Genomic DNA, 25,932 nt, shown 5'->3' with positions numbered 1-25,932 from the left:
AGGTATAGAATGGAAAAACTAAAAATTGAATACATTGATACTGACATTCTTATCGCCGGAGGTGGTACAGCCGGTTGTTATGCAGCCTTAAAACTTGCTGGGAAAACAAGGCAACATATCATGATTGCCGAAAAAGCAAATATTAAGCGCAGCGGATGTCTGGCTGCCGGTGTCAATGCCCTCAATGCTTATATAACAAAAGGGCGTACGCCTGATTTTTATGTGGATTATGCTGAGCACGATGCTGAAGGAATTGCTAGAGGAGACCTTCTTTTAACCATGTCTGAAAGGCTTAATAAATGTACTGCGGAATTGGAAAAATTGGGTTTAGTAATTTTAAAAAACAGTGATGGCAGTTATGCCGAACGTGGCACACGCAACATAAAAATCAACGGTGAAAATATAAAACCTATCCTGGCAGCCGCTGTATATAAGCTGCCTTCTGTGAAGGTTCACAACCATATGAATATCATCGATTTCATAGTAAAGGACAACAAAATTTATGGTGCCGCAGCCATTGACGTCCAGAAGCCTGTTCTTTACATAATCAAAGCGTCTGCTGTGCTCTGTGCTACAGGCGGTACAGCAGGATTATATAGGCCTAATAACCCCGGATTTTCACGTCATAAAATGTGGTATCCTCCTTTTAACACCGGTGCTGGTATGGCTGCCGGCATGCGCAGTGGTGCCGAAATGACAACATTGGAAATGCGTTTTATTGCGCTGCGCTGCAAGGATACAATAGCCCCCACAGGTACCATTGCACAAGGTGTTGGTGCAAAACAGATAAACTCCCGTAACGAAATATATGAAACAAAATATGGTTTATCGACACCAAACCGCCTTTATGGTACAGTGATGGAAAATGCAGCAGGCAATGGTCCATGTTTTTTAAGAACTGCTGGCATCAGTGCTGAGCAGGAAATAGATTTAAAAAAGGCATATTTGAACATGGCTCCGTCGCAGACTTTAAAGTGGATTGAACAAGGGTCTCCACGGGAACAAAATGTTGAAATAGAAGGCACAGAGCCTTATCTTGTCGGTGGACACGCTGCTGCCGGCTTTTGGATATCCACCGAGCGGCAGACCACCATAAAGGGACTCTTCGCCGCAGGAGATACAGCTGGCGGTTGTCCCCAAAAATATGTAACAGGGGCTATAGCAGAAGCAGACATTGCTGCAGAAGCAATAATAAAATATCTTGACGCATTATCACCTGCTAAAAAGGGAATCGACTACCAGGGAATTGCCGAATTATATAAGGAACAGGAAGAACATTTTTTCCATACATCCCTTAAACAATTTCTGGTACAAGATCTTGAAGAAGCCATGCAGAAAATAATGGACGAATATGCCGGCGGCATAAAAACAGGTTATAAATATAACGAAGCCGGTCTTAGCATAGCAAAAAGAGAGATCGAAAAATTATCTATCCTGAGCGATGAACTTACAGCGCATGATATGCATGAGCTGACTTTCATACATGAGCTTAAGGATAGGCTATTAATCTGCCTTTTTCTTATAGAACATTTAAAAGCCCGCAAAGAAACACGCTGGCACAGTTTTGCAGAGAATGCTGATTATCCTGACAAGGACAACGCCTTTGAAGAATATATCAATTCCCGCCTACAAAACGGGCAAATAAAAATTATTTGTCGACCAATCATCAAAAGAGGGAGCCATTATGAGCATAACTATCAATGAAGAACAATGCATTGGCTGTGGACGCTGCAGTGAAGTGTGCCCTGGTACACTTATAGAGATGACTGCACAACATAAGGCCGCTATTCTTTATCCGCGCGATTGTTGGGGGTGTGCTTCATGCCTGAAGGAATGTCCGGTAGGTGCTGTCCGCTTTTTCCTTGGGCCTGATATAGGTGGGCGCGGCGCAGTAATGTACACGAAAAGGAATGGCAGCATAACCCAATGGATTATTACAAAACCAGATGGTACGCAGACAGTTTTAGAAACAGACAGCCGGGCTGCGAATAAATACTGATGCAGTTTAACTGCATTTCAGGAAATATTGCTAATTGAAGACAACTTTAATTATTATAAGGAGGATTTTTATGCTTTCACATTTAGATAAACTTGAAGCGGAAGCAATATATATCATACGTGAAGTAGCTGCGGTCTGTGAAAAACCGGTAATGCTTTATTCAATAGGTAAGGACAGCTCAGTAATGCTGCATCTTGCTTTAAAGGCATTTTACCCGGAAAAACCACCGTTTCCATTTTTACATATAGATACGACATGGAAATTTCACGACATGATTGCTTTCCGTGATAGAATTGCTAAAGAACATGGTATTACGATGCTTAAATATACCAACCAAGATGGTGTTGCTAGAGGCATAAATCCTTTTGACCACGGAGCAGCTTATACTGACATTATGAAGACGCAGGCCTTGAAACAGGCACTAAAAAAATATGGTTTTACCGCAGCATTTGGTGGCGGCAGACGTGATGAAGAAAAATCACGTGCGAAAGAAAGAATATTTTCTTTCCGAAATGAAGCACAGGTATGGGACCCGAAGAACCAACGCCCAGAAATGTGGAAACTATACAATCCCCGTATTAAAAAAGGAGAAAGCATGCGTGTTTTCCCTATCTCCAACTGGACAGAAAAAGATATATGGCAATATATCAAACGGGAAAATATAGAAATAGTACCACTTTATTTTGCCAAAGTACGCCCTATCATAAGACGTGACGGAATGATTATTATGGTTGATGATGATCGCTTAAAACTTCGTCCAGGTGAAAAAATCACTAACGAAAAAGTCCGTTTCCGCACACTTGGCTGCTATCCATTGACCGGTGGTTTTGTCTCTGAAGCAGATACACTTGATAAAATAATCGAAGAAACTTTGCAGGCAGTCACCTCGGAAAGAGCCAGCCGAGCTATAGATAAAGATTCTATTGGCAGTATGGAACGGCGTAAAAGAGAGGGGTATTTTTGATGAGCGGACTATTAAAATTTATAACCTGCGGCAGTGTTGATGACGGAAAGTCAACACTTATTGGTCATATACTATATGATTCAAAACTCTTATATGCGGACCAGGAAAAGGCACTGGAACTTGAAAGCAAGGCGGGCAGCCGTGGTGGTAAATTAGATTACTCTTTACTATTAGATGGCCTTATGGCCGAACACGAACAGGGAATAACTATCGACGTTGCCTACAGATATTTTACTACTGAAAAAAGAAGCTTTATCGTCGCAGATACTCCGGGACATGAAGAATACACCCGTAATATGGCAGTCGGCGCATCTTTTGCTGACCTTGCTGTCATTTTAACGGATGCATCTAAAGGTGTTCTTGTGCAAACACGCCGTCATGCACGCATTTGCCATTTAATGGGAATAAAATATTTTATTTTCGCTGTTAATAAAATGGATATCATCGATTATGACGAAAAGCGTTTCCAAGAAATTACAAAACAGATCGACGTATTAGTCAAGCAAATTGGATTGGAAAATGTCACAATTATACCATTGTCAGCAACTGAAGGTGACAACGTCACTAAGAAATCAGCAAATATGCCATGGTATAAAGGTGATACCCTTCTTTCTGTGCTAGAAAATATAAATGTGGAAAATACTGCTGCCGGGGACGGTTTTTATTTACCAGTACAGCGTGTATGCCGTCCAGATAGAACTTTCCGCGGCTTTCAGGGACAATGTGAGAGCGGACAGCTGCATGTTGGTGATACAGTAACAGTCCTTCCCAGTGGAGAAACAGCTGATGTCAAAAGCATTTATAATGCTGGTGCAAAAACAGATACCGCTTTTGCCGGCCAGGCACTAACAATTGAATTATCCAAGGAAATCGACGTATCACGCGGTTGTGTAATTACCAAAGATATAAAGGCAAATATAACTAAATCAATAACTTCCGATATTCTTTGGATGGATGACAATCCATTACTGCTCCAACATGAATATATCCTACAGCTTGGTTCAAGCAGTACGGTAGCTGTTGTTAAGCAAATAAATTACAAAACTGATGTCAATAGCGGAGATAAACTACCTGCTTCTGTTTTACGGAAAAATGAAATTGCCAACTGTACCATCTCATTAGCTGATAAAATAACGGCTGCTGAATTTACAGCATATCCTGTTTTGGGAAGCTTTATATTAATAGACAGGTTGAGTAACATGACATCTGCATGTGGTGTTATAAGAAATGTCCAGCAGCTTACTGATGATGATTATAGTTTTGTCAGTGATAACATCAAAATTTCCGCAACTCTTTTTGATGAATACTATTATAATATGAGTGATATGAAAATAGACACGGCGCAGGGAAATTATAAGGCTTTTACTGTAGGTGATACATTACCGCTAAAAGGTGACACTTATAATTATCCACAAGAAATAGACATCATTGCCTTTGCAGAAAATGCGGCTATCCGTGTACGGCATGGAAAAATAGCTGAAATCCTGCCATTGTCACAGTATAGCTTTGATACGCAGTATAATGCACCATTGGCTGATACGCGTGGCTTCTTTATCAATATCCATGACCAAACTGAATTGGATAAATTCCGGGCAGAATATACTGAAGGGAAAAACCATGCTTCCTTCTGGAACAAATGGCTTGACTGCACCAAGTGGCGCCATATCTTGTTCAATGATAATTTCTGGATGATATAAAAATATAAATTTTTCTTAAATACCCCTGTATTATATGGCTGTGATGCTTTCAATGCGCATCACCACTATAATACAGGGGTATTTTACATAATATATTATTAAAAATAAGCATAAAAAAAGCACCCTTTAGGGGGTGTTGCTTTCATAAACTCTTATTTGCTGGACATCATATACGTATTAAACAATCGCACATCGCCACATTTTTTACATGTGAGCTTCAGATCACTGCCAATCTTAGTAGCTAATATATAATCGCAATCACAAACAGGACAATTCTGTTTATTAAAGCCTGTTTGGTATAATGCTGTCAACATTTCTCCAGTTTCTTTTTGGTATCTTTGATGCATAGGCATAACTCCCTTCTTTATTAGTTTCTTTATTATAACACAAATCAAATGAAAAAGATATAGCGAAATAACTTTGATGATTATTTGCAGTATAGCACTAAAGAAGATATATAAACCATACTCTGTTATTTGCCCTCCACCTAATATATAATTAGAAAAAAGGAGCTGTTAATATGGCAACCAATTTTCAAATGACATTCCATCACATCGGAAAACCTGTTCCACTAAGAAGTATAAAAAATAACAAGAACACAAAATACAGCAGCTTATTTGATATGTATTCCTTAGATATGAAAAATGACCTATCTATTCCCATTGAACTACATGCCTTTGGTAAGAATTGCCCTTTGGACAGCAGGATTCAGCAGGAAACACACATTGCCTTTAAGGTGAGCGATATTAAAACCGCCTTACAAAATAAAGAAATAATTATGCCGCTTTATAAACCATTTGCAGGCTATTATTGTGCGATGGTACTAATTAATAATCAATTGATCGAATTAATAGAAACCACCTTATCGGAAAGTGAAATTTGGGGTGATGGAATATTTAAAGACAGTATCCTTTACCCCCATAAAAAGCCTTAATAAACTTAATTGTAAATCGCACATCAAATTCATTAGCTTTATGCTATTCTCAATAAATCATATAGAAAATAAAATATGCCCTAAAAATATGAATAAAGGTATTGTTATCCCGCTTAGGACTGTAGTATTCATAACAACCTGCGTTGCGTATTCTGGACAATTATTGAATTCTATTGCAAATATTGCTGAATTTACTGGAGAGGGAACAGCACAATAAATTAGAAAAACCAAAGCAGCAACAGCTGAAAAACCACCACTAGTCAGATGATCACTCAGAAGGATGATTCCTAAACCGAGGATAGGCGCAACAACAAGTTTCAAAAAGGATGCCAACCATACATCCGCATTAAGCCATTGAATCTTGGTGCGTGAAAGTTGGACACCCATACTGACCATGGCAACAGGCAGCAACATTTCGCTTGAATGTTGTATCACGGGCCATAAAAAGAATTGAGTAGCATCCAAGTTAAAATATTTTACAAGGATCACAAGAGGAAATACATAGACAATAGGCATATGCATAATGACGCTGATGGCCGCCTGAGCTGACATTTTTCCTCGGCCTGCCTGATACAAACCAATGGTGTTCAATGTCACATTTTGTACAATTAGCAATAAGATTTGCACTACCATGGCTTCCCCCAAATATGGTGTTTCACCATCCACTAAAAAGGGAGGATGCGAAAAAACCAGCGCCACAAGTGCAACGCCAAGGTTCCCCGAATTATTAAACATGGTAGCATTACGCAATGATTCGAGCATACAGCCATCATAGTTTTTAATTTTACTAACAATAGTCGCAATCATAAACATAAGAAGCATAAGTGCAAAAGCAGAAATAAGAATATTATAACTTGCCGCCGGAAATTCTGTTTCGTAGATATTTTCAAAAATAAAACTTGGCACGATTAAATAAAACATCAACTTTGCCAAGGTATTTATATCTATTTTAAATTTCCTATCAAGTAAAAAACCGATTAATATTAAACTAAAAATAGGCAGCATCGTATGTTCCAGCAAATAAACAAAAATCATTTTTATCATCCCTTAATTGAATATTGAACGCAGATTAATATATGATTCAATCGGATGCTGCAATATACAAAAATATATTTGTAATATCTATTGCAAATTATACATAACCGCATTATAATAATCACGAACTAATTAATATCTTACTCAGCCTTACACCTTCTTGGTGTAAGGTCTTTTTCTTTTTGGTATTAATCTACGACCTAAAAACAAAATGATACATTAAATAATATAATAATAACATCAATAAATTTATTTAGGAAGAGGATACCATGGAAATTTTAAAATCAATTATATATTTCGTGATTGCTGGTATTTTTGAAATAGGCGGAGGCTATCTCGTTTGGCAGTATTTTAAAAACGATAAGGGAATTATCTATATGTTATTAGGTGCTCTAGCTCTCATCATCTATGGGATTATTCCTACATTGCAAACTGCTAATTTTGGCAGAGTATATGCAGCTTATGGTGGTATATTCATCATTTTATCCATATTATGGGGCTGGTTCATAGATAATACGGCTCCCGATCGCTTTGATCTTATAGGGGCCGTCATAGCCTTGGTAGGTGTTCTTATAATAATGTATTGGCCACGGTGACATTAGTATTTACCCTTTTCACCCGTATATACGAGTGTTTAACATTTCCCTTGCATTGTATTCTGACAGCGGTTTACTGAAAATATAGCCTTGAATAAAATCACATTTATTAGCTGTAAGATATTCTAACTGACCTTGTGTTTCTACCCCTTCAGCAACGACATTCATATCCATCGTATGTGCCATTTTAATTATTGAATCTATAATTTTCGCCCCATTTACGTCTGTTTCAATTATATCAATAAAGGATTTGTCTATTTTAAGAGATTTAAACGGTAATTTTCTTAAATAAGTCAAAGAAGAAAAACCAGTACCAAAGTCATCCATAGATAAGTGAACGCCCATTTGCCGTAACGCACTTAATTTCTTTTGGGCATCATCTAGCGACGCCATGCATAAACTTTCCGTAACTTCTATTTCAAGGTTTTCAGGACGTATGCCTGTACTTTCTATCGCATCACCGATCATTGCGACAAAATTTTCATCAGCAATCTGTCTTGAAGATATATTAACCGCGATATGTATGCCGTGCCAACCTTCATTAAGTAAATCTTTGATGAAAAAACAAGTTTTATATAGCACCCAATTACCAATTTCTTGGATAAGATCGGATTGTTCCGCCAGCGGAATAAAATGCGCAGGGGACACAGTACCATATTCACTGCTGTTCCAGCGTAAAAGTGCTTCAAACCCGATCAATTTTCTCTGCTGTGTAGAGATTTGCGGCTGATATACCAAATAAAGCTCTTTATTGTCCAAAGCATAGCGTAAGCTATTGGTCAAACGTATTTTTTTATAAGCATCCTGCTGCATCTTTACTGTATAGAACTGCCATTTGTTTTTACCACTTGTTTTTGCGGCATACATTGCATTATCAGCATTTTTTAACAATTCGTCCACAGTATCCCCATCTTTAGGATACATAACGATTCCCATACTGGCAGTTATGTGAAAATCCACTCTTAAAATAGTCTGTTTCTCACTTATTTTACTGAGCAGTTTGCGTGCAAACAACTTTATCGTTTTTATATCATCTACATCTTTTAGGATTACAGCAAATTCATCACCACTAACCCTGGACACAAAAGCGTCTTTGCCAGAAATTTGGGATATCTTTTTTGCCACAGCACGGATAATTTCATCTCCATAGGAATGTCCGTAAGTGTTATTAATCATTTTAAGATCATCCAAGTCCATGAAAAAAAGCACGCCTTTATATGCTTTATTATAAACTTCTTTTATATAAACTTTTTTTAAATCTTCGGCTAAATATTTACCCAAGCTATGCCTATTTGCTAATCCCGTCAACGAATCTATGTATGCCAAATTTTGTATTGTTGCGGCCTGTCTTCGTTTATCTTTTTCCATTGCGATACGTTCAGATATGTCCTGGTTGGTTCCATATATTTTAATACTACCGTCATTTTCGCCCTCCCAGAATATCCTGCGAACCAATATGGTCCTAATTTTACCGTCTCTACGAATAATACGGTGTTGAGCATCACAATAGCCTTTATTCCTTTTCAATGACAAATAACTTTTTTCCCCGTCCAGTATCCATGCATCCTCTGGATAGACAAATTCATTGACATATTTATCAAATGACATGAAACGTCCTTCCCTAGCTACGCTTGTCCCGTATATATAGTAAAAGTTCTCATTAAACTCAAAAGTTTCAGTCTTTACATCATACTCCCAGAGACCGAGATTGGCTAATCGGGCAGTAGTCATAAGTTTGTGCTCATTGATAGCTAATAATAATTTTTGTTTGGCTATTTTCTCTTGCGCGAATATGTATTTTTTGTACTGATCAATAAGTATCGCCAGAAAAGGAGAATGAATCCTCCATAAATTCTCTAATTGTCTTTTTAAATTCTTATCCTTTATAGTGTAACAAGATATTATAATACCTGTCAGTTCATCTTTGTATTTTAACGGCCTAACTATGAACTGCTTAGATTTATCTGCACTATTATTCAAAAATTTTGTCCTAATAGCATCATTTAATGCCTGTATTTTATCTTTACTAAAATCTTTCATGATAAATCTGCTCAAGGCAAATTCATCAGCTTGAAAATTGACAAAACATCCACTGCCGATTCCTTCATGCAGATCGCTTAGAAATAAAAAAACATCTTCTGTGTTTAGACATTTTTTTAAGTTCATTATAATTTCTTCCATAAATGCGTCTTTAGCCTTGTCAGCAAACAATATTTTCACCTCGTTAAATAAAAGAAATATTTTAAATTATCCTCATTTAATTTTTATACTTCGTGATTGATAAGAAAAAACCTCTACATTATGTAGAATATACAGACAAATTATTTTATTCATATGCAATTTAATTGAGTACCAAAATTTAATATCCATCTATGCATCAATATGAATATATGTACAACTCACCAGCAATATATTCCGCAAGATAAATTTCATCAATATTATAGCCTGCTTTTTGTACCTCAATTAAGAGCCAAAGTTTATCATGATTGATTAACTCTAAAATAGTTTCATCAATTTGCCCATCAAGAATAACTGGGTAGTGGACATCTTTTTCTCCGTACTGTATTATCGTCAGTTGCCCATTTTGCTCCATGACAGCTCTTTTAACATTCTTTATATGATATACACCAGAGCTTCTAAGTTTTAAAATAAGGTCATAAGCAGAAACGCCATATAGCATACATTGTTTTACAAGAATTTTACCATTTAGAATTAATAATACCGGACGCCCATCAATCAATACTTTTGTTAAATGGTTATTAGATTTTATATATTTTAATATTAACACTAACAATGTCCATATCAATAAAATCAAAATAAACTGTACTACACTTATATCATCATTATAAATAACGCCACCAATAATACCACCTAAAACATAATTTTGGACTTGATCCAATGCTGAGGTTGGCGCAAGATTTCCCTTTCCCAGTATATTAATTTGCAATATTAAGCATAACAAACCTAATGTCAGCTTCATAATTATAGGATAATATATAAGCATATTTTTGAATGGTATTTATACTAAAAATACCATAATCCCTTCTTTAAATTTTATTTGGCAGATAATTCTTTTCCCCAACACAACTACATTAATTATTCCATATATCTATTTATCAATAAACCGTATATTAGAATTTATTATAGAAATACTTTTCAATTCATATGCACTATAATTTGAGAAAAAATTTACTTGATAAAAAGAATCTCCTATACAAATAATCATTTCATTTTTTATTCGTGGTGAATCAGCACTTATTATATCTTTAGAAACATGGTTTTCTTCCGCCACACTTTTAAGGAATGCTATCATCTGAGATGTTTGTTCAGCATCTGTCTGGCTCTGCTTATAATCAGTAAAACGAAAACCAATTACCAAAATAATTAGTAATACAAATATGATAAATAAATCCCTATTTTTCGTTTTTAAGCGATCACGCATATATTTAACGCCTGCAAAAAAAAATCCACTTAAAACAAAAAATGATATTACATACTCAAAAACGTGATTTATCTGTGCTTGATTTTCAATAAATTTATAAGTATAGAATTCCAATTATTGTCTTTCCTCCATACACATTATCCATTTATATCCATCTGTACTGCTTTAGAATATTTTTTAAATACAAGTTAGTATAACATAATTTACAGTAAAATAAAAAAGCCGTAACTTTTTGTAGGTTACAGATATTTTTACTATATGTATCAAATTTTCACCAAAAATAAATTTTACATAAATTAAATTTATAATAAACACAGAAATTGTAAGAAAATATTTTTTAAAATATTACTATAGCATTAATTGATAGAACATGATATATTTATACCTACTATTATACAAAAGAAAGGAATGATTATTTTGAAAAAGGTTCTATTATTAACTTCACTATTGTGCGTATTGTTATTATCGCAGGTAGCTTTTGCTGCTGATAACTCAACTTTACCTAGTTTATTACATAAACCGGTACAAAAAATTGGTGTGGTAATAATCGGCAGTGCTGATGTGAAAACGCCTGATTTTCTTGATGCTATCACAGACACGTTATCTCCCAGTAAGGCAGAAGAAAAAAAATATGTACTCATTTCTGGTACAGAGGTGCAGGGTAAATACCAAAAATACTGGGCTGATAAAAGTTTCCTTGATGAACAACCATTGACCAAAGATGCAGCGCTAGACTTTGTGAAATATAGTGACTATGACAAAGTTTTATTTATTCTCATCAAGGACCCAGTTGTCGATAAAGCAGAACGGGGATTAGGCCTCTTATGGGGAGAAGAAACAGTAAGCCGCGCTGCTATTGAAGTAAAGGCATATCTAGCGGATGAAAACTCTATTATAAAAACAGTAGACGTATCAAAAGAAGATAACTCCGCCACCAGCGACCTGCGGGCAAAACGTAGTGCCTTCAAAAAAGACATGAAAGAGATAGCCTCAGAAGCAAAACCTTACTTCTATAAAAACCCATCAGAAAACTAACTCACCAGTTATGCAAAAAATTTGCTCATAAAAATACCGTAATAATAAATTATATGTTATTACGGTATTTTTAATAATATTCAATTATAAAACAAAACTAAATCCATAAAAAATCGTTCTACCCGCTATTAATTGTCTATCCTCAATCAGCAAATCGTATTGCAAGCCAAACACTACTAAGTATTAATGCTGTTCCTCCAAAAAATCCCCATGAAACACCTTCATTGAGAACCAGCCAGCTCAACAATGTTCCTACAATCGGCTGCAAAAGAAAAAATAACCCTGAACTGCTCGCATTCATTAATTGAAGACCTTTATTCCACATTACAAAAGCAAACGCGGTAGAAATAAGACCTAAATAAAGCAAACTAAACGCTATCCTAAAATCAGTAAAACAAATATTATGAAATACAGAAAAATTTCTCAGTACAAATGGTGTTAGGCAAAGAATCGCAACCAAAGTAGTATAAATTGTAATTTGAAGTGGATCATACTTTCTTGGTATCTTTTTTATGAGTACCGACATTATCGCCCAAGTTAATGCGGCAACAACCAATGACAAAACTCCCAATACACTTTGAGCACCTGTTACGTGAATCCCGACAATCATGACAACACCTGCTGTAGCCATAATAATTGAAACTACTTTTATTAGAGTAATTCGTTCTTTTAATAACAACCATGCAAAAATGATCATAAACGTGGGCGTTGCTGATGTAATAACTGCACCTAGTTGCGCTGAAGACAGCCATGTTCCAGTTTCCTGTGTAACTATAGAAATCGTGTTGCCGATTAATCCAACTAAAAAAACTAAAAATAGATCCTTACGTGCAATACGCCACTTTATTTTTCTTGCCAATCCAAAACAAGTCAAAAAAAATAATGCAATTAAATATCGCAACCAAACTAACTCAATAGGTGGTATATACTCAACAACAATTTTGACGACAACAAACATTCCACCCCAAATACTGGCAGATGTGCTAAGAAAAACGGCCCCTAAAAATTTTTTTGAATTCATTTATTCCTCCGCCTTAAAAATTCAATTTTGAAACTATCAGCGGAAATTATCCGCTGTTTAACGGATTTCCGGAACATCACATTCATTTAATGGGAAATAAATCATAACTTCACCTTCAATCACAAAATTTAACCACAATAAAAAATTTTGCTTTAAAGAAACTTGGCTTTAATTTTTTCTAGCATATATAACAAAATTTTCTAAAGGAATCTTTAGAGTATAATTGAAATATGTTAATTATATCAAGCCTTGTAATATAAAACAACAACTTAAGCAAACTAAAAAGAACCAGCTACACGTTAAACACGCATAACTGGTTCTTCCTTCTGCTAAGTATCAGACCGCCGTATACCAAAACGGTATGTATGGTGGCAAAAGGTTAACCATTTAAATTAATAACTGGTCTCCTATCTGATTTATATCAGATCACCTGAACATTAATTGCTCTCAGTTTTTTCGGATCTCTATTATCCTTTTCGATATCAAAGGTTACGTTTTGATTTTCATCAAGAGATTTGAAACCGTCTGACTGTATAGCTGAAAAATGTACGAATACATCACCTTCGCCATCTTCTCTTGTAATAAATCCAAAACCCTTATCAGCGTTAAACCATTTTACTGTACCTTTATTCATATAAAGTACCTCCTATTATAATATATACTTGCATAAAAAAATCTCACACATTTTTGTAAATCATTGTACAAACAATAACTTACAAAAATATGTGAGTTCAATTAGCACATGTTTAATACTTTTGCAGTATAACACATGTTTTTAAGATTGTCAATTAATAATCTCTCTGCTTTACTTTTTTTATACTATCAGATCACCATGCTTTTCTAAATTTACAACAATCACCAAAAATGTTATTATTTAGTTGTTTCTGTCTCAAATAGATAATCTTATCAAAACAAGTGGTGAATTTAATGAATAAACTTTCTCATTTCGATAAAAATGGCCAAGCAACCATGGTTGATGTAAGTGATAAACCCCTTACTAAGCGTACAGCAATTGCGACCGGACGAATCTGTGTAAACCAAGAGATTTTTAATGCCATAAAAAATGGAACAGCCAAAAAAGGTGACGTCTTGGGAACAGCCCGTCTAGCCGGTATAATGGCCGCCAAAAAGACCAGTGATATTATCCCGCTGTGCCACCCTATTCCAATAAGTAAAATAGCCATTGATTTTACTTTAGAAGCAGATACCTTGTCCGTATATGCCAAAGCTGAAGCAAAAACAACAGGCCAGACAGGTATTGAAATGGAAGTGCTCCACGCTGTTTCTGTCTCTTTACTGACCATCTATGACATGTGCAAGGCACTAGACCATGGTATGACAATTTCTGATATTCATCTTACTTATAAAGATGGCGGCAAAACCGGCATTTATACTACAGGAGAAAAATAATATGGGAAAAATAATAGCTGTATGCATAAGTCCGCATCGCGGCACTGTAAAAAATGCTGTTGCCCAAGCTAAGATAATACCTAATTTCGGTTTGGAAAACGATGCCCATGCGGGCACATGGCATCGCCAGATAAGCCTTCTTGCCAATGAAGCTGTCAGAGCATTTTCCAATGAATACAAACTAAACCTTGCTGCCGGTGCATTTGGTGAAAATCTACTCGTTGAAGGAATAGACTTGAAACATCTTCCGATCGGTACAAAATTAAAATGCTCCGCTGACATCTTACTCGAAGTAACCCAGATTGGCAAGACCTGTCATTTGGGTTGTGATATCCAAAAACGTACCGGAAAATGTATAATGCCACATGAAGGTATATTTGCCAGAGTGCTAAACGGCGGCACAGTGCAGCCTGGTGATATAATCACCGTACTCCCCGCCTGATATTTTACAGCAGCTTTTACTATCTTGTATAGCGATGGCAAGCAGATCCTATGAAGGAGCCGATTTATATGTTCAAAACAGCTATAATAACCGCCAGTGATAAAGGCTATAAGGGAATCCGCAAAGATCTAAGCGGGCCTACAATAAATCAATTACTTAAAAATACTATTTATGATGTGGTCAGTTATGAAATCTTATCTGATGACAAATTACCCTTGATAAAGCGATTAAAAGAATTATGCGACAGTGATATTACCCTTATTTTAACTACTGGTGGAACCGGATTCTCGCCACGGGACAATATGCCTGAGGCTACACGGGCAGTTATTGAAAAAGAAGTGCCCGGTATACCGGAGGCGATGCGTGCTTACAGTCTAAAAATAACCCCAGCCGGTATGTTGAGCAGAGCTGTAGCAGGAATACGGAAACAGACGCTCATAATTAATCTTCCTGGCAGTCCTAAGGCTGTAAAGGAATGTCTCAGCTATATTCTTCCCTCATTAGAACATGGTTTAAAAATAATGACCGGATTAGACGGCGAATGTGCCCACAAATGAACGATGCACTGATAAAAAAAGTCTGTAGTGATGATGAAACTCATTACTACAGACTTTTTTCTACTATATTTGTATTAGGTTTCAATTAATCGGTTCAATCAAAACTTTTATCCGGCCACCACATATCATTCCAAGTTTACTAGTGTTTTGCAATCCCAAATCATATTCAATGAGCGTTGCTGTTTTCGTAGATGATATTTCCGCGCATTTTTTCTGGGCTGCATATTCAACAGCACCACCACCTATTGAACCAAACACTTCCCCCTTTTCGGTAACCAGCATTTTACTGCCGACGCCACGTGGTGATGAGCCATGTTTTTCTATTATAGTTGCGATAGCTGCATTTTGTTTTAACTGGCTGGTACTTATTTTTTCTAATGCCGTAAATACATTATGCTGCGACCTATCACCAACAAAAGCACTCTTCACTTCAATAATTTCTGCCAGAATGCTCACTGCTATCTCCTCTGGTGTGATCGCTCCTATTGACAGTCCTATCGGTGCATGTATTTGCTCTAATGTCTGTTGCGGATAACCTTTTGCCTCTAATTTCTTCATTGTAATTCCCACTTTTTGCTTACTGCCTATCATCCCTACATAGCGATAATATTTTTTAGCTAAGACAGCATTCAAGGCGCGAAAATCGTCTTTATGGCCTCTTGTCACTATTACATAATAAGCGTCGGCACCAAAGTCACGCTGCAATGCAGTTTCAACATCTTCTGCATATCTTTGCGCATAAGGGAACCGTTCCTGTGTCACAAATTCAGCCCTATCATCTATTACTACTACATCAAATTCAAGAAACTTTGCCAGTTTTGCAATAGCTAAAGCTACATGGCCTCCGCCCGCAATAACCACTGTTGGTGTGTTATTTATACTTTCTATAAAATATTTTTTTTCGTCCTTAACAATTACTTTGGGCAGTTTTTCCCGATCGGGATCAACGCCCATTTTTTTTACATCCGCATATTCCGCCAAAAATTTCTCATCTATTTTAGGTGTAAGTGCTGTCACTATATAAAAAGTTTTTTTCTGTTTATATAAATCTAAAATTTTTTTATAAATTTCTTTCATAAAAATCTCCGCTATCCATTTTTTAAAGATGTTTCTTTAGCCAACAAATTTTTATATTCTTCAGGTGTATCGACATCAATATTCAAGCCATCATCCACTGTTTCCACCAAAAACGCTTTTTTTGCCAGGCCTTGTAAAATACCACGCATACCATTTTCTCCCGTAAAGGATACAATATCAGAAAAATATTTTTTGCCTATTAAGGGAGGATGTTTCCAACGCCCGTTTTGGACAGGGATAATAACTTTCCCTTTTTTAAACTGCCAAGCATCAATTAACAGGGAAAAAGTCCGTAATGAAATAGCCGGCATATCTGCCGGCATGACAAAGGCTGCATCTGCTTTTCCTAATTTTTTTATGCCACATTGCAGCGAATAAAGCATGTCTTTTTCCCTGTAATATGGATTATATACGAAATGCAAAGCTGTATTTTCTGCAAAATATTTTTCTATTTCATGATGGCGATATCCTACTACGACAACTATTTCGGCTACACCAACAGCCTGCAATTTTTCCACAGTTGCTGCCAGAATTGTTTTTCCTCTGTATGGAAGCAGTGGTTTAAAATCTCCCATACGGCTTGATAAACCGGCCGCTGCAATCACTGCACCTATCATTTTTCCACCTATTTCTTATAATATGTCTGCCGCAAGGGAAGCGCTGTCCTAAATTTTTTATCCAACCGATAATAGGCATGTGAACAAGCCGGCGAAGTTGGTATCAGGCAAAGTTCACCTACACCTTTGGCACCATACGCATAAGGTGATTTTTTACCCTTAGCCTGGACTAACTTCACATCTATCGGTGGTACAGCCGTTGCCCGCATTAAATTAAGAGAAGCCATATTCATTTTCGGATACCCATCTTCTACTATAAAATCTTCAGTCAGGGCAAATCCTAGTCCCATGACTATACCGCCTTCAATCTGTCCTTCAACGGAAGGAACATTTACTGGTGTCCCTACATCGTAAGCGGCCTCAACTTGTTGCAGTTTACCAGCAGCATCGAGTACTACTACTTGTGCTGCATAGCTATAACTTATATGGCTGACCGGAAAAGGTTTTGTAGAACCCATAGGATCTGTCTTTGCCGAAAATTCACCATAAAATTCTTTTCCTTCCAAATCAGCCAGTGTCTTATCTGTAAGTGCAATCTTTAACTTTTCTGCCGCCCTGCGCACAGCTTCGCCGGTAACTACAGTCTGTCTGGAAGCCGTACTTGTTCCCGAATTTGGTGTTCTTACTGTATCCGGGTCTTCGTGCAATAAAAGTGACGGGTCAATTCCCGTTGTTTGGTATACCATTTGTACGCACATGGTGGCGATTCCCTGTCCCATACAAGCTGCTGAAGTGCGTATATGCACGACACCTTTTTCAACAGATAAAATACATCTGCCAATATCTTTAAGGCCGACACCTGTGCCGCTGTTTTTAAAAGCGCAGGCAATACCTGCATAGGGATTATCTTCATATATTTTCCGAACAGCTTCAAGGCATTCACGCATAGCGCAATTTTCATCAGCAATCTGCCCGTTTGGAAGAATTTGCCCTGGTTTTATGGCATTGCGCCAACGTATCTCCCATGCTGACAGTCCAACTTTTTCAGCCAAAAGATTTATGTTATTTTCAATGGCAAAACAGCTTTGCGTAACACCAAAGCCACGGTAAGCACCAGCCACTACATTATTGGTATACACTGACATGCCCAATACATCGAGATTTTGATAATTATACGGCCCGCCGGCATGTGTACAAGCTCTTTGCAAAACTGGTCCACCCAGTGAAGCATATGCGCCTGTGTCTGCTATGATAGAAGCCCGCATGGCCGTAAATATCCCATTTTCATCACAAGCCAATGTAAACTCCATGTCCATGGCATGACGTTTTGTATGATAATCCAAACTTTCCTGTCTGGAAAATTTTATTTTTACCGGTCTTTTTGTATACCATGCCATCAATGCGGCATGATGCTGGACGCTCATATCTTCTTTACCGCCAAAGCCTCCCCCTACCAGCATAGAGTGGCAATGTACTTTTTCAGGCGATATGCGAAGCATGTTTGATATTTCCCGCTGTTCATCATATACTGACTGCCCACCCGTATAAAGCAAAAGGCCGTCATCACCTTCCGGCATGGCAATGGCACACTCTGGTTCCATGAAAGCATGGTCATTAAACGGTGTATGGTACTTTTTGGTTATTACATATTTTGATTCTCGCAGTGCTTTACTGACATCACCACGCTTCAAATGTTCCCTGCTCATTACGTTGCCTGTTGAATGAATAAGCGGGGCATCCGCTTTTAAGGCATCCTGCGCTGATGTTACCGGTTTCAGTACAGTATAATCAACATCTATCAAGTCGATTATTTCATCCAATGCCTCCTTCGATTCAGCAGCGACCAAAGCCAGTGCATCACCGACATATCTCGTAATCCCGCCTTCTGGTATCATGACATCCCAGTCCTGCACGATATGACCAATTTTATTGTTGGGAACATCCGTCGCCGTAAGTATCCTTACACATTTTTTATGCCTGAGTGCTTTTGATATATCTATTTTATTAACTCTTGCGCGCGGATATGCAGAACGCAGTGCCTTTGCATAAATCATTCCCGGTAAAACTACATCATCGGTAAATTTTCCTTCACCCAGCACTTTTTGATACGCATCCACCCGCTGAAAGTTGGTATTAAGAAAAGCTTCTTTTTGCGGTGCCGGCAATTGTTTTTTTTCGCGAAAAAATTCAGCAGCCAGCATTATTGCCTTTTCAATTTTTATGTAACCGGTACACCTACATAAATTACCGTTAATCGCCTTTTTAATTTCTGTCACCGTAGGCGTTAAATTTTTATCAAGTAAGCTTTTTGCCGATATGACCATTCCGGGAATGCAGAAACCACACTGCACTGCACCACATTGCGCAAAAGAGTAAGCATATATCTCTTTCTCACGCTGTGTTAATCCCTCAACAGTCACTATATCCGCATCTTTCAACTGCGAAAGCTTTAAAACACATGATTTTATTTTTTTACCATTTACTAAAACAGTACATGTTCCGCATATACCTGACCCACAACCATTTTTTACAGAAGTTATATGCAGATCATCGCGCAAAAAATCTATAAGCTTTTTATCGTATTTACATGTTTCATTATTTCCATTAACCCTTAGAGAAAACATCATATTCTCCTTTTACCCTATTTTATACAGTGCTCATACACGTGCTGTAATAAATTCATGGCTACACGCTTACGGTAAGCTGCTGTAGATCTGACATCATCTATCGGCCGGATAGCCTTATCATATTCACTGTAAATATTTTTCAACAGTTCCTGTGTCAACGCTTTCTTTCCCGCTGCCAAGACTTCAACTGCTGGTAGCCTGACAATAACAGGCCCTACAGCACCTATAGCCACAGCTACCGATTCAATATATCCGTTCTTTTTGATGGCGCGCATCGCCAGTGATACCTTGCTTATTGCTGCTGCCTTGCGCATAGCGACTTTTTTATAAAACACCAGTTCATTGTCAAGCACCAAAAACGGCAGCTTAACACCTACCAACAATTCATCTTCATGCAATACTGTCTTTCCCGGCCCTGTAATAAAATCCTTAATTGGTAATTCACGTTTTCCCGCCGGTGCCTGTAAGCAAACAACTGCATCCATTGCATATAAAGGCGGTAAAGTATCACCCGCTGGAGAAGCATTGCAAATATTACCGGCAAGCGTACCTACATTCCGTACTGCCGGAGCAGCCATTTCCAATAACGCCATGCGCAAAAGCCGCGGTGTGTATTGCCACTTTATCAGTTGCGCCAAAGTAGTATTTGCCCCTATAAATAACTGCGTATCTTCTCTGCGCAGGACATTCATTTCAGCTATATTTTTTGTAAAAAGCATATTTGCGGAAAAAGCCGGTAAAATACCTGTACCCCGGTGGTTGCGCACCATAAGATCCGTCCCGCCAGCAATAGGGCAAATATTTTTTTGTTTGCAAAAAGCCATGGCTTCTGCCAAATTTACAGGGAAAAATGATTTTACCATAATCCCCCACCTTCTTCTGCTGCCATTTTTATTGCTTTTACAATCATACTATAACCTGTACAACGGCATAAATTACCGGATATCGCCTGCCGTATCTGCTGTTCATCTGGATGTGGTACCTCATTCAATAAGGCCTCAGCAGCTAAAATCATACCTGGTGTACAAAAACCGCATTGGACAGCACCAGCTCTGGCAAAAGTATCCGCCAGTTTTTTATAACGACTTTGTTTGTTAAAACCCTCAATAGTTATTACTTCATGGCCTGCCACATTTCCTGCCGGCATTATACAGCTATTTACTAATTGATGGTCAACAAGCACTGAACATGCCCCGCATTCTCCCTCTCCACACCCTTCCTTGGGTCCGGTCAAGCCGAGATTATTGCGCAAAACATCCAGCAGGCGCATCGTCGGCACAACGTCGAGTTCTACCGCATTGCCATTTAAAATAAATTTTATTTTACTCATTTTGTTCTGCCTCCCTCATTATATACTCGGGAGTCACAGGTAATTTTGCCACATGGATATTCATGGCCTGCGCAACAGCAGAAGCGTATGCTGGAGCCGCTCCCAGTAAAGTGAGCTCACCTACACCTTTAGCGCCGAAAGGTCCATCTTCATAATACGTTTTTAACAAATGATTCTCTACCGGCGCAAAATCCATAGACGTTGGTATCGTATAATTGGTCAGATTATTTTGCCGTGATCTCCCATTGTCGTCATTTGTCATAACTTCCATCGCAGCATAACCCAATCCTTGAAATATTCCGCCCTGTGCCTGCCCTTCCACGATTCTTTCATCAATAGCCTGGCCGACATCAAAAACAGACCATGTCCCCAGCACGGATACCTCATAGGTCAAAGGGTCAACCTTTACTTCCACTACATTAACGCCCCACGAATAGGCAGGATAAGCATCCCCCTCAGATTTTTCTCCCATCCATTTTATCCGCTGCGGTGCCTCATAGTTCTGTATTATTTCTATATCATTATCTTCCTGCCATCTTTTCTTTAACTTTTCAGCAGCTTTTTGTAACAGTTTTCCTACTATCATTATTGAGCGCGAAGCCACTGTCGGGCCTGAATCCGGCACTCGTTCTGTATCTGGATATGCGAAAAGCACATCTGTAATAGGTATTTCCAATGCCTTTGCTGCTATTTTACGAAAAGAAGTTTGCAATCCCTGTCCCATATCGACATTTGCCGCAAAAATTTCCACTTTTGACGAATTTTTCTGTTTGCACAACTTTAATTGGGCTTTGATTATATCTCTTTCACCGCTGCCGGTAAAACCACAGCCATGCAGAAAAAGGGACATGCCTATTCCCTTATGCAATTTTGGTTTGGCCTGATAAGTCTTTCGCTTAGCCGTATAACCAGACATACGCTGTGCTTTTTCTATCATTGCCGGCAGCTTAACTTCATCATAAAATATTCCATTTGTTGCCGTTCTGTCTCCCTGCTTAACTATATGCATCTTTTTATAAGTGAGCACATCAATGGAAAAAGCTTTTGCCAGACTTTCCATATGCATTTCAATGGCGAAAATAACCTGCGGAGCCCCAAAACCACGAAAAGCACCATTGGGTACAGTATTGGTAGCCACTGCCGCCCCTGTCACCCGCAGATTTTTAATATTATAGACTCCGCATATATTATAAATACTGCGTTGCAAAACGACTTCTGATATTCCTGCGTAAGCTCCACCGTTCAAGTTTATATCAGCTTTCATCCCCAATATTCTACCTTCACCATCCAGTGCCGTTTCCAACGTTATCTCTGCGGGATGGCGCCGTGTTGTATAAGCCGTGTCTTCTTCCCGTTCATAAAGCACAGCTACAGGATGTTGTGTTTTTAAGGCAGCAAAAGCCGCATGCCCAGCCAATAAAGACGGATAATCTTCTTTGCCACCGAATCCCCCACCGGTAAAGGCCTGTACTATACGAACTTTTTTTTCATCAACAGCAAGAGCCTGTACCAGAGCATTTTTTATATAATAGGGACACTGCATTGAACCATAAACAGAAACTTTTCCATCTTTTTCTGGTACAGCTATCATGCCCTGATTTTCCAAATAAGCCTGTTTTTGGTATCCTGTAGCATATTTTTCCCTGATAATTTTTACTGCTTTAGAAAAAGCCTCATCCACATTGCCTTTTTCATAATCATAAACAGCAAATTTATTATTCTGTCCGAATATTGGTACAAAATTACCGCTCAAAGCATCCTCAATAGTTAAGATCGCTGGTATTTTCTCATATCCTATGTGTACTTTATCAGCCAGTTCCAATAATTTTGCGCGATCCGGCCCGACCAGCAGAAGAATGGCCTCACCAAAGTAATTCACTTTATCTTTCGCCAAAAACGGCCAATCATCAATTAAAAATTTTATACTGTTTTTCCCTGGAATATCATCAGCCGTGACAGCAAAATAACCATTTGGTAAAACAGGCATATCTATTTTCTTTATTTTGCCGCGCGGACAAGATGACCTGATGGTTTTTGCATAAAGTATACCATCAACATGAAAATCAGCAATATACTGTGCCTGCCCTGATAATTTTATGTCATTGTCGACCTTTCTGACAGGTTTACCAATATCACAAGCTATCATAAAAAAACGACCTTCCTTAAATATTTATAACCATAAGACAGATAATCCTGCCTTATTATTAATCCCTACTCATAGACCTTTACAGCCATGTATTTAGCCTGCACCGCTGCAAGTAAATTTTTGTAAGCAATGTCATCCTCATGCCTGATTGTCGTATTCAATCTTATTTTACATTCACCATTCAGCCATACCATGCCGCTGTTTTCACTTGTTGCAAATGCTGCTGGAGAATTGTATATCGTAAATTTTGCACGGTATGGCTTACCAGCATAAGGGCAAAATGTCGCACAATTACCACATTCATTGCAAAAAGCATCAATATGGATAATCTGCCGCTTTTCTCCTGCTTCCAGCATAATATTTGCTCTATTTGGACAAACCTTTATGCAAAGCTGGCAGTTTTTGCAGTTGAGCATCGGCAGACCTATATCATTTTTTTTATGCCCGCTGCGTTTTTTCTCATAATAGGTATCAGCCAGTGAATTCTTTAATAAAATATTTATTTTATTTTTTTGCGGCCTATTGGCATTTTTCTGTACCTTGCCTATTATGTCAGCATACTCGGTAAAGTAACCATAACCTTTTCCTTGCAATAAAACGGTTGCCATGGTCAGTGGATAAATTCCTGCTTCCAACATAGGTGCAATATTGTGCCCGTCCAAGCCTCCAGAAAATGATATTGGCAGCCTTTCCCCGAATATATTTGCCAATTTATCTGCCACAGCTAAAGAAAGCAAGAAGAGTGGTTTGCCTGAAAGATACATCTGCTCATCCGGCAGTTGTTTTCTGTCTACCAATACCGGTAATGTATTAGTCAGCTTTACCCCGAAAAAACGGCCTAATTTTTCTGCTTGTGCCAATAAATTTGCCAGCATATCCACAGCTTCAGGCAATTTTAAATCGTCCCTAAAATTACCTTCAATAAGTTTTATATAACCATAGCCTTTATTAGTAAGTAATTTTTGTGTTTCAGCCAATCCATTCAAGGTTGGATTCAGCTTTATATAAACGGGCAATTCTTTTTCTGTCAGTAAATAACCTGCTATCTTCTCTATCTCTCCGGCAGGACAGCCATGCATGGTGGATACAGTTATGGAATCAGCTATATTAGTATCTATATCAGCTAAATTAGCAGCAGAAAACAACTCGCAAGTGCTTAATTCATTTTTTAACTGCGCATAACAATATTTATAAGTTTCAGTCCGTCCAGCATCTTTCATATTGTCAATGAATCTGTTTACTTTATCACTTTTTATTCCCTGCAAATCGTACCCTACGCTCATATTAAAACTAAAGCCGTCAATACGTCCCATCCCAAATTCAACAGCCATAAATTTCAAAAGGAAATACGCTTTTACATATTCGGCAAAAGCCTGTTCTATTGTAAGTTCAGTAGACCATTCGATATTGTAGCATTCATCAGGTACACTAATGCACGGTTTATTTATATGCATTGATTCTCCGTCGAGTATCTGTACTGTTTTCAACTCAAAAAAACGCGCTCCGCCCGCATAGGCTGCTGCTATGTTTTGCGCCATCTGCGTATGCGGCCCTGCTGCCGGCCCAAAAGGCAATTCAATATCCATATATTCATTTTTATATGATTTCTTTTTGTCAATAAATTTTACTGGTACACCATAAACAGTTCTTTTGTCTTTGTATTCTGCCCTGATATTTTGCAGCAGCACAGTAAAATCCACTGGTATCATTTTGTCGCCCATATTTCTCTCAGCGAAGTTTTTGCCAAAGCTTCGCTGCTCCCTGTCTACAGTTTTCAATTATTTTTTCTTCATCCAATGTTGCTAAATGCCTGTCCTGCATCACGATTTTACCTTGCGCCATCGTAAAGGAAATGTCCTTGCCACTGACGCCAAAAAGAAGATGTCCACTGACATTTTGGGCATTTAGCGGTGTAGGCGGTCTATAATCGGCAACTACAATATCTGCCACCGCCCCTTTTTTAATTATTCCCATTTCCCGCGCAAAATAACGCTGGGCAATCTTCCTGTTATTAAAAAACATTGCTTGGTACAATTCCCCATCCCCAGCGGTAGCATCCTGCAAAACATGTTTATGCAAAAGCACCGCTGTTTTCCATGATGCCAACATATCGTGTGTATATCCATCTGTACCGAGACCGACCAATACACCTTTTTTCAGCATTTCTAACACTCGTGGGCAGCCTGCCGCATTGTTCATATTAGACTGGGCATTATGGATTACTGCTGTATTAGTGCTTTGCAGCAACTGCATTTCAGCGTCATTGATATGAATACAATGTGCCGCTATTGTCTTTTCTCCCAATATGCCAAATTTCTTAAACCGTTCAACAACACGCAGACCATATTTATTAAGACAGTCTTCTTGGTCAACAGTCCCCTCGGCAACATGCACATGATAACCTGCGCCTGCACAATGTTCAGCACAGTATTGTAATGTTTCATCAGACAATGTAAATGAAGCATGCAAACCCATAAGACCTGCCAGAAGTTTTGACTCTGCCGTTTCCTTTATGAAACGCTCATTTTCCAGAACAGCTTGCTGCATTTTAGCTTTACCGGCACGGTCAGATACTTCATAGCAAAGACAGGACTTTACAGAAAACACCTTAGCCGCACTGGCAACAGCGGACAGGCTATCAGCTATTTCACCATAAGCGGCATGATGGTCAATAACTGTAGTCACCCCGTTCTTGACCAATTCCATATATGCTGCCATTGCGCTTTCATAAACCAATTCATTGGTAAGCGCCGCGTCCAATTTCCACCACAAATTCTGCAATATCATATTCAAATCAGCATGTTTGGGTAAATCGACCGCCATACCACGAGCCATCATACTGTATATATGTTCATGCGCATCAATAAAACCGGGTAAAATTAAACCTCCTTCAGCATTGATAAAGGAGGCATCACTATATATGTCACGCATTTTATCGAGGGTTCCATAATCAAGAATAGAATCTCCCGCCGTCACAACAGCACCGTCTTGTAAAACCGTATCATTTTCGTCATGTGTTATCACGGTGCCGTTTCCTATAATAAACATTTTTCCATCCTTCAT

General features: G+C 38.1%; 25 protein-coding genes. 10 read left to right on the top strand and 15 right to left on the bottom strand.

Annotation, left to right across the window (positions count from 1 at the left end; translation table 11 throughout):
- Positions 1 to 9: 9 nt before the first annotated feature.
- The 4 genes from EDC37_RS06915 to EDC37_RS06900 all read left to right on the top strand — a co-directional run bounded on the left by EDC37_RS06915 (position 10) and on the right by EDC37_RS06900 (position 4,660).
- Positions 10 to 1,704 (top strand): adenylyl-sulfate reductase subunit alpha, encoded by a 1,695-nt coding sequence (locus EDC37_RS06915; protein WP_132549463.1) that lies wholly within the window; start codon positions 10 to 12, stop codon positions 1,702 to 1,704.
- Positions 1,685 to 1,999 (top strand): 4Fe-4S dicluster domain-containing protein, encoded by a 315-nt coding sequence (locus EDC37_RS06910; protein ID WP_132549460.1) that lies wholly within the window; start codon positions 1,685 to 1,687, stop codon positions 1,997 to 1,999. Before EDC37_RS06915 ends, EDC37_RS06910 begins: the two co-directional genes overlap by 20 nt.
- Before the next feature lie 70 nt (positions 2,000 to 2,069).
- Complete coding sequence (gene cysD / locus EDC37_RS06905) at positions 2,070 to 2,963, top strand: sulfate adenylyltransferase subunit CysD (RefSeq protein ID WP_196589886.1); 894 nt, start codon at positions 2,070 to 2,072, stop codon at positions 2,961 to 2,963.
- Entirely contained in the window at positions 2,963 to 4,660 is a 1,698-nt protein-coding gene (locus EDC37_RS06900) for a sulfate adenylyltransferase subunit 1 (protein WP_132549457.1), read from the top strand. The genes cysD and EDC37_RS06900 overlap by 1 nt, the downstream gene beginning before the upstream one ends.
- Positions 4,661 to 4,812: 152 nt before the next feature.
- Here EDC37_RS06900 and EDC37_RS06895 read toward each other — a convergent pair whose 3' ends face one another.
- Complete coding sequence (locus EDC37_RS06895) at positions 4,813 to 5,007, bottom strand: hypothetical protein (protein ID WP_132549454.1); 195 nt, start codon at positions 5,005 to 5,007, stop codon at positions 4,813 to 4,815.
- A gap of 173 nt (positions 5,008 to 5,180) precedes the next feature.
- On the opposite strand from EDC37_RS06895, the gene EDC37_RS06890 reads away from it, so the two are divergent.
- A complete protein-coding gene (locus tag EDC37_RS06890; RefSeq protein WP_132549451.1) occupies positions 5,181 to 5,594 on the top strand; it encodes a hypothetical protein in 414 nt (137 codons plus the stop codon).
- Positions 5,595 to 5,651: 57 nt separating this feature from the next.
- On the opposite strand, the gene EDC37_RS06885 is transcribed toward EDC37_RS06890, so the two are convergent.
- Positions 5,652 to 6,629 (bottom strand): AEC family transporter, encoded by a 978-nt coding sequence (locus EDC37_RS06885; protein WP_132549448.1) that lies wholly within the window; start codon positions 6,627 to 6,629, stop codon positions 5,652 to 5,654.
- 269 nt (positions 6,630 to 6,898) lie between these two features.
- Here EDC37_RS06885 and EDC37_RS06880 point away from each other — a divergent pair, with 269 nt between their 5' ends.
- The gene (locus tag EDC37_RS06880; protein WP_132549445.1) at positions 6,899 to 7,225 is read left to right on the top strand and encodes a YnfA family protein; all 327 of its coding nucleotides are present in this window, start codon (positions 6,899 to 6,901) and stop codon (positions 7,223 to 7,225) included.
- Between the two features lie 18 nt (positions 7,226 to 7,243).
- Here the strand turns inward: EDC37_RS06880 and EDC37_RS06875 are convergent, their stop codons facing one another.
- From EDC37_RS06875 to EDC37_RS06865, 3 genes are all read right to left on the bottom strand, one after another.
- Entirely contained in the window at positions 7,244 to 9,436 is a 2,193-nt protein-coding gene (locus tag EDC37_RS06875; RefSeq protein ID WP_132549442.1) for a putative bifunctional diguanylate cyclase/phosphodiesterase, read from the bottom strand.
- A 166-nt stretch (positions 9,437 to 9,602) separates the two neighbouring features.
- A complete protein-coding gene (locus tag EDC37_RS06870) occupies positions 9,603 to 10,229 on the bottom strand; it encodes a DUF421 domain-containing protein (protein WP_132549439.1) in 627 nt (208 codons plus the stop codon).
- Between the two features lie 105 nt (positions 10,230 to 10,334).
- Positions 10,335 to 10,781 carry a DUF3290 domain-containing protein gene (locus tag EDC37_RS06865; RefSeq protein ID WP_132549436.1) on the bottom strand — a complete coding sequence of 149 codons (447 nt, stop codon included), beginning with the start codon at positions 10,779 to 10,781 and terminating at the stop codon, positions 10,335 to 10,337.
- Positions 10,782 to 11,084: 303 nt separating this feature from the next.
- Between EDC37_RS06865 and EDC37_RS06860 the strand changes: the two genes are divergently transcribed.
- The gene (locus EDC37_RS06860; protein WP_132549433.1) at positions 11,085 to 11,702 is read left to right on the top strand and encodes a hypothetical protein; all 618 of its coding nucleotides are present in this window, start codon (positions 11,085 to 11,087) and stop codon (positions 11,700 to 11,702) included.
- A gap of 142 nt (positions 11,703 to 11,844) precedes the next feature.
- Here EDC37_RS06860 and EDC37_RS06855 read toward each other — a convergent pair whose 3' ends face one another.
- Together EDC37_RS06855 and EDC37_RS06850 are read right to left on the bottom strand one after the other, a co-directional pair.
- Positions 11,845 to 12,723 (bottom strand): DMT family transporter, encoded by an 879-nt coding sequence (locus EDC37_RS06855; protein WP_132549430.1) that lies wholly within the window; start codon positions 12,721 to 12,723, stop codon positions 11,845 to 11,847.
- Positions 12,724 to 13,144: 421 nt separating this feature from the next.
- A complete protein-coding gene (locus tag EDC37_RS06850) occupies positions 13,145 to 13,357 on the bottom strand; it encodes a cold-shock protein (protein ID WP_132549427.1) in 213 nt (70 codons plus the stop codon).
- 293 nt (positions 13,358 to 13,650) lie between these two features.
- Between EDC37_RS06850 and moaC the strand changes: the two genes are divergently transcribed.
- The 3 genes from moaC (at position 13,651) to EDC37_RS06835 (ending at position 15,132) form a co-directional block, all read left to right on the top strand.
- Positions 13,651 to 14,133 carry a cyclic pyranopterin monophosphate synthase MoaC gene (moaC, locus tag EDC37_RS06845; protein ID WP_132549424.1) on the top strand — a complete coding sequence of 161 codons (483 nt, stop codon included), beginning with the start codon at positions 13,651 to 13,653 and terminating at the stop codon, positions 14,131 to 14,133.
- A gap of 1 nt (position 14,134) precedes the next feature.
- Positions 14,135 to 14,575 (top strand): MOSC domain-containing protein, encoded by a 441-nt coding sequence (locus EDC37_RS06840; RefSeq protein ID WP_132549421.1) that lies wholly within the window; start codon positions 14,135 to 14,137, stop codon positions 14,573 to 14,575.
- Positions 14,576 to 14,643: 68 nt separating this feature from the next.
- Positions 14,644 to 15,132 (top strand): MogA/MoaB family molybdenum cofactor biosynthesis protein, encoded by a 489-nt coding sequence (locus EDC37_RS06835; RefSeq protein ID WP_132549418.1) that lies wholly within the window; start codon positions 14,644 to 14,646, stop codon positions 15,130 to 15,132.
- 81 nt (positions 15,133 to 15,213) lie between these two features.
- On the opposite strand, the gene EDC37_RS06830 is transcribed toward EDC37_RS06835, so the two are convergent.
- The 8 genes from EDC37_RS06830 to ssnA all read right to left on the bottom strand — a co-directional run bounded on the left by EDC37_RS06830 (position 15,214) and on the right by ssnA (position 25,917).
- Positions 15,214 to 16,209, bottom strand: coding sequence for an XdhC family protein (locus tag EDC37_RS06830; RefSeq protein ID WP_132549415.1), 996 nt, complete (start codon positions 16,207 to 16,209; stop codon positions 15,214 to 15,216).
- Positions 16,210 to 16,220: 11 nt separating this feature from the next.
- The gene (locus EDC37_RS06825) at positions 16,221 to 16,826 is read right to left on the bottom strand and encodes a nucleotidyltransferase family protein (protein ID WP_132549412.1); all 606 of its coding nucleotides are present in this window, start codon (positions 16,824 to 16,826) and stop codon (positions 16,221 to 16,223) included.
- Positions 16,827 to 16,834: 8 nt separating this feature from the next.
- Positions 16,835 to 19,393 (bottom strand): selenium-dependent xanthine dehydrogenase, encoded by a 2,559-nt coding sequence (gene xdh / locus EDC37_RS06820; protein ID WP_231040074.1) that lies wholly within the window; start codon positions 19,391 to 19,393, stop codon positions 16,835 to 16,837.
- 14 nt (positions 19,394 to 19,407) lie between these two features.
- Entirely contained in the window at positions 19,408 to 20,256 is an 849-nt protein-coding gene (locus tag EDC37_RS06815; RefSeq protein ID WP_132549409.1) for an FAD binding domain-containing protein, read from the bottom strand.
- Positions 20,250 to 20,723, bottom strand: coding sequence for a (2Fe-2S)-binding protein (locus tag EDC37_RS06810; RefSeq protein ID WP_132549404.1), 474 nt, complete (start codon positions 20,721 to 20,723; stop codon positions 20,250 to 20,252). The genes EDC37_RS06815 and EDC37_RS06810 overlap by 7 nt, the downstream gene beginning before the upstream one ends.
- A complete protein-coding gene (locus EDC37_RS06805) occupies positions 20,716 to 22,869 on the bottom strand; it encodes a xanthine dehydrogenase family protein molybdopterin-binding subunit (RefSeq protein WP_132549401.1) in 2,154 nt (717 codons plus the stop codon). The genes EDC37_RS06810 and EDC37_RS06805 overlap by 8 nt, the downstream gene beginning before the upstream one ends.
- A gap of 65 nt (positions 22,870 to 22,934) precedes the next feature.
- Positions 22,935 to 24,647: a selenate reductase gene (locus EDC37_RS06800; RefSeq protein WP_132549398.1), complete on the bottom strand. Its 1,713-nt coding sequence runs from the start codon at positions 24,645 to 24,647 to the stop codon at positions 22,935 to 22,937.
- Positions 24,598 to 25,917, bottom strand: coding sequence for a putative aminohydrolase SsnA (ssnA, locus tag EDC37_RS06795; RefSeq protein ID WP_132549395.1), 1,320 nt, complete (start codon positions 25,915 to 25,917; stop codon positions 24,598 to 24,600). Before ssnA ends, EDC37_RS06800 begins: the two co-directional genes overlap by 50 nt.
- Positions 25,918 to 25,932: the final 15 nt, after the last annotated feature.

Source organism: Pectinatus cerevisiiphilus (assembly GCF_004341685.1).
GTDB classification, from domain to species: Bacteria; Bacillota; Negativicutes; order Selenomonadales; family Selenomonadaceae; genus Pectinatus; species Pectinatus cerevisiiphilus.
Note: the sequence above shows the minus strand (reverse complement) of the source record. Positions and strands in the feature narration are given on the sequence as shown.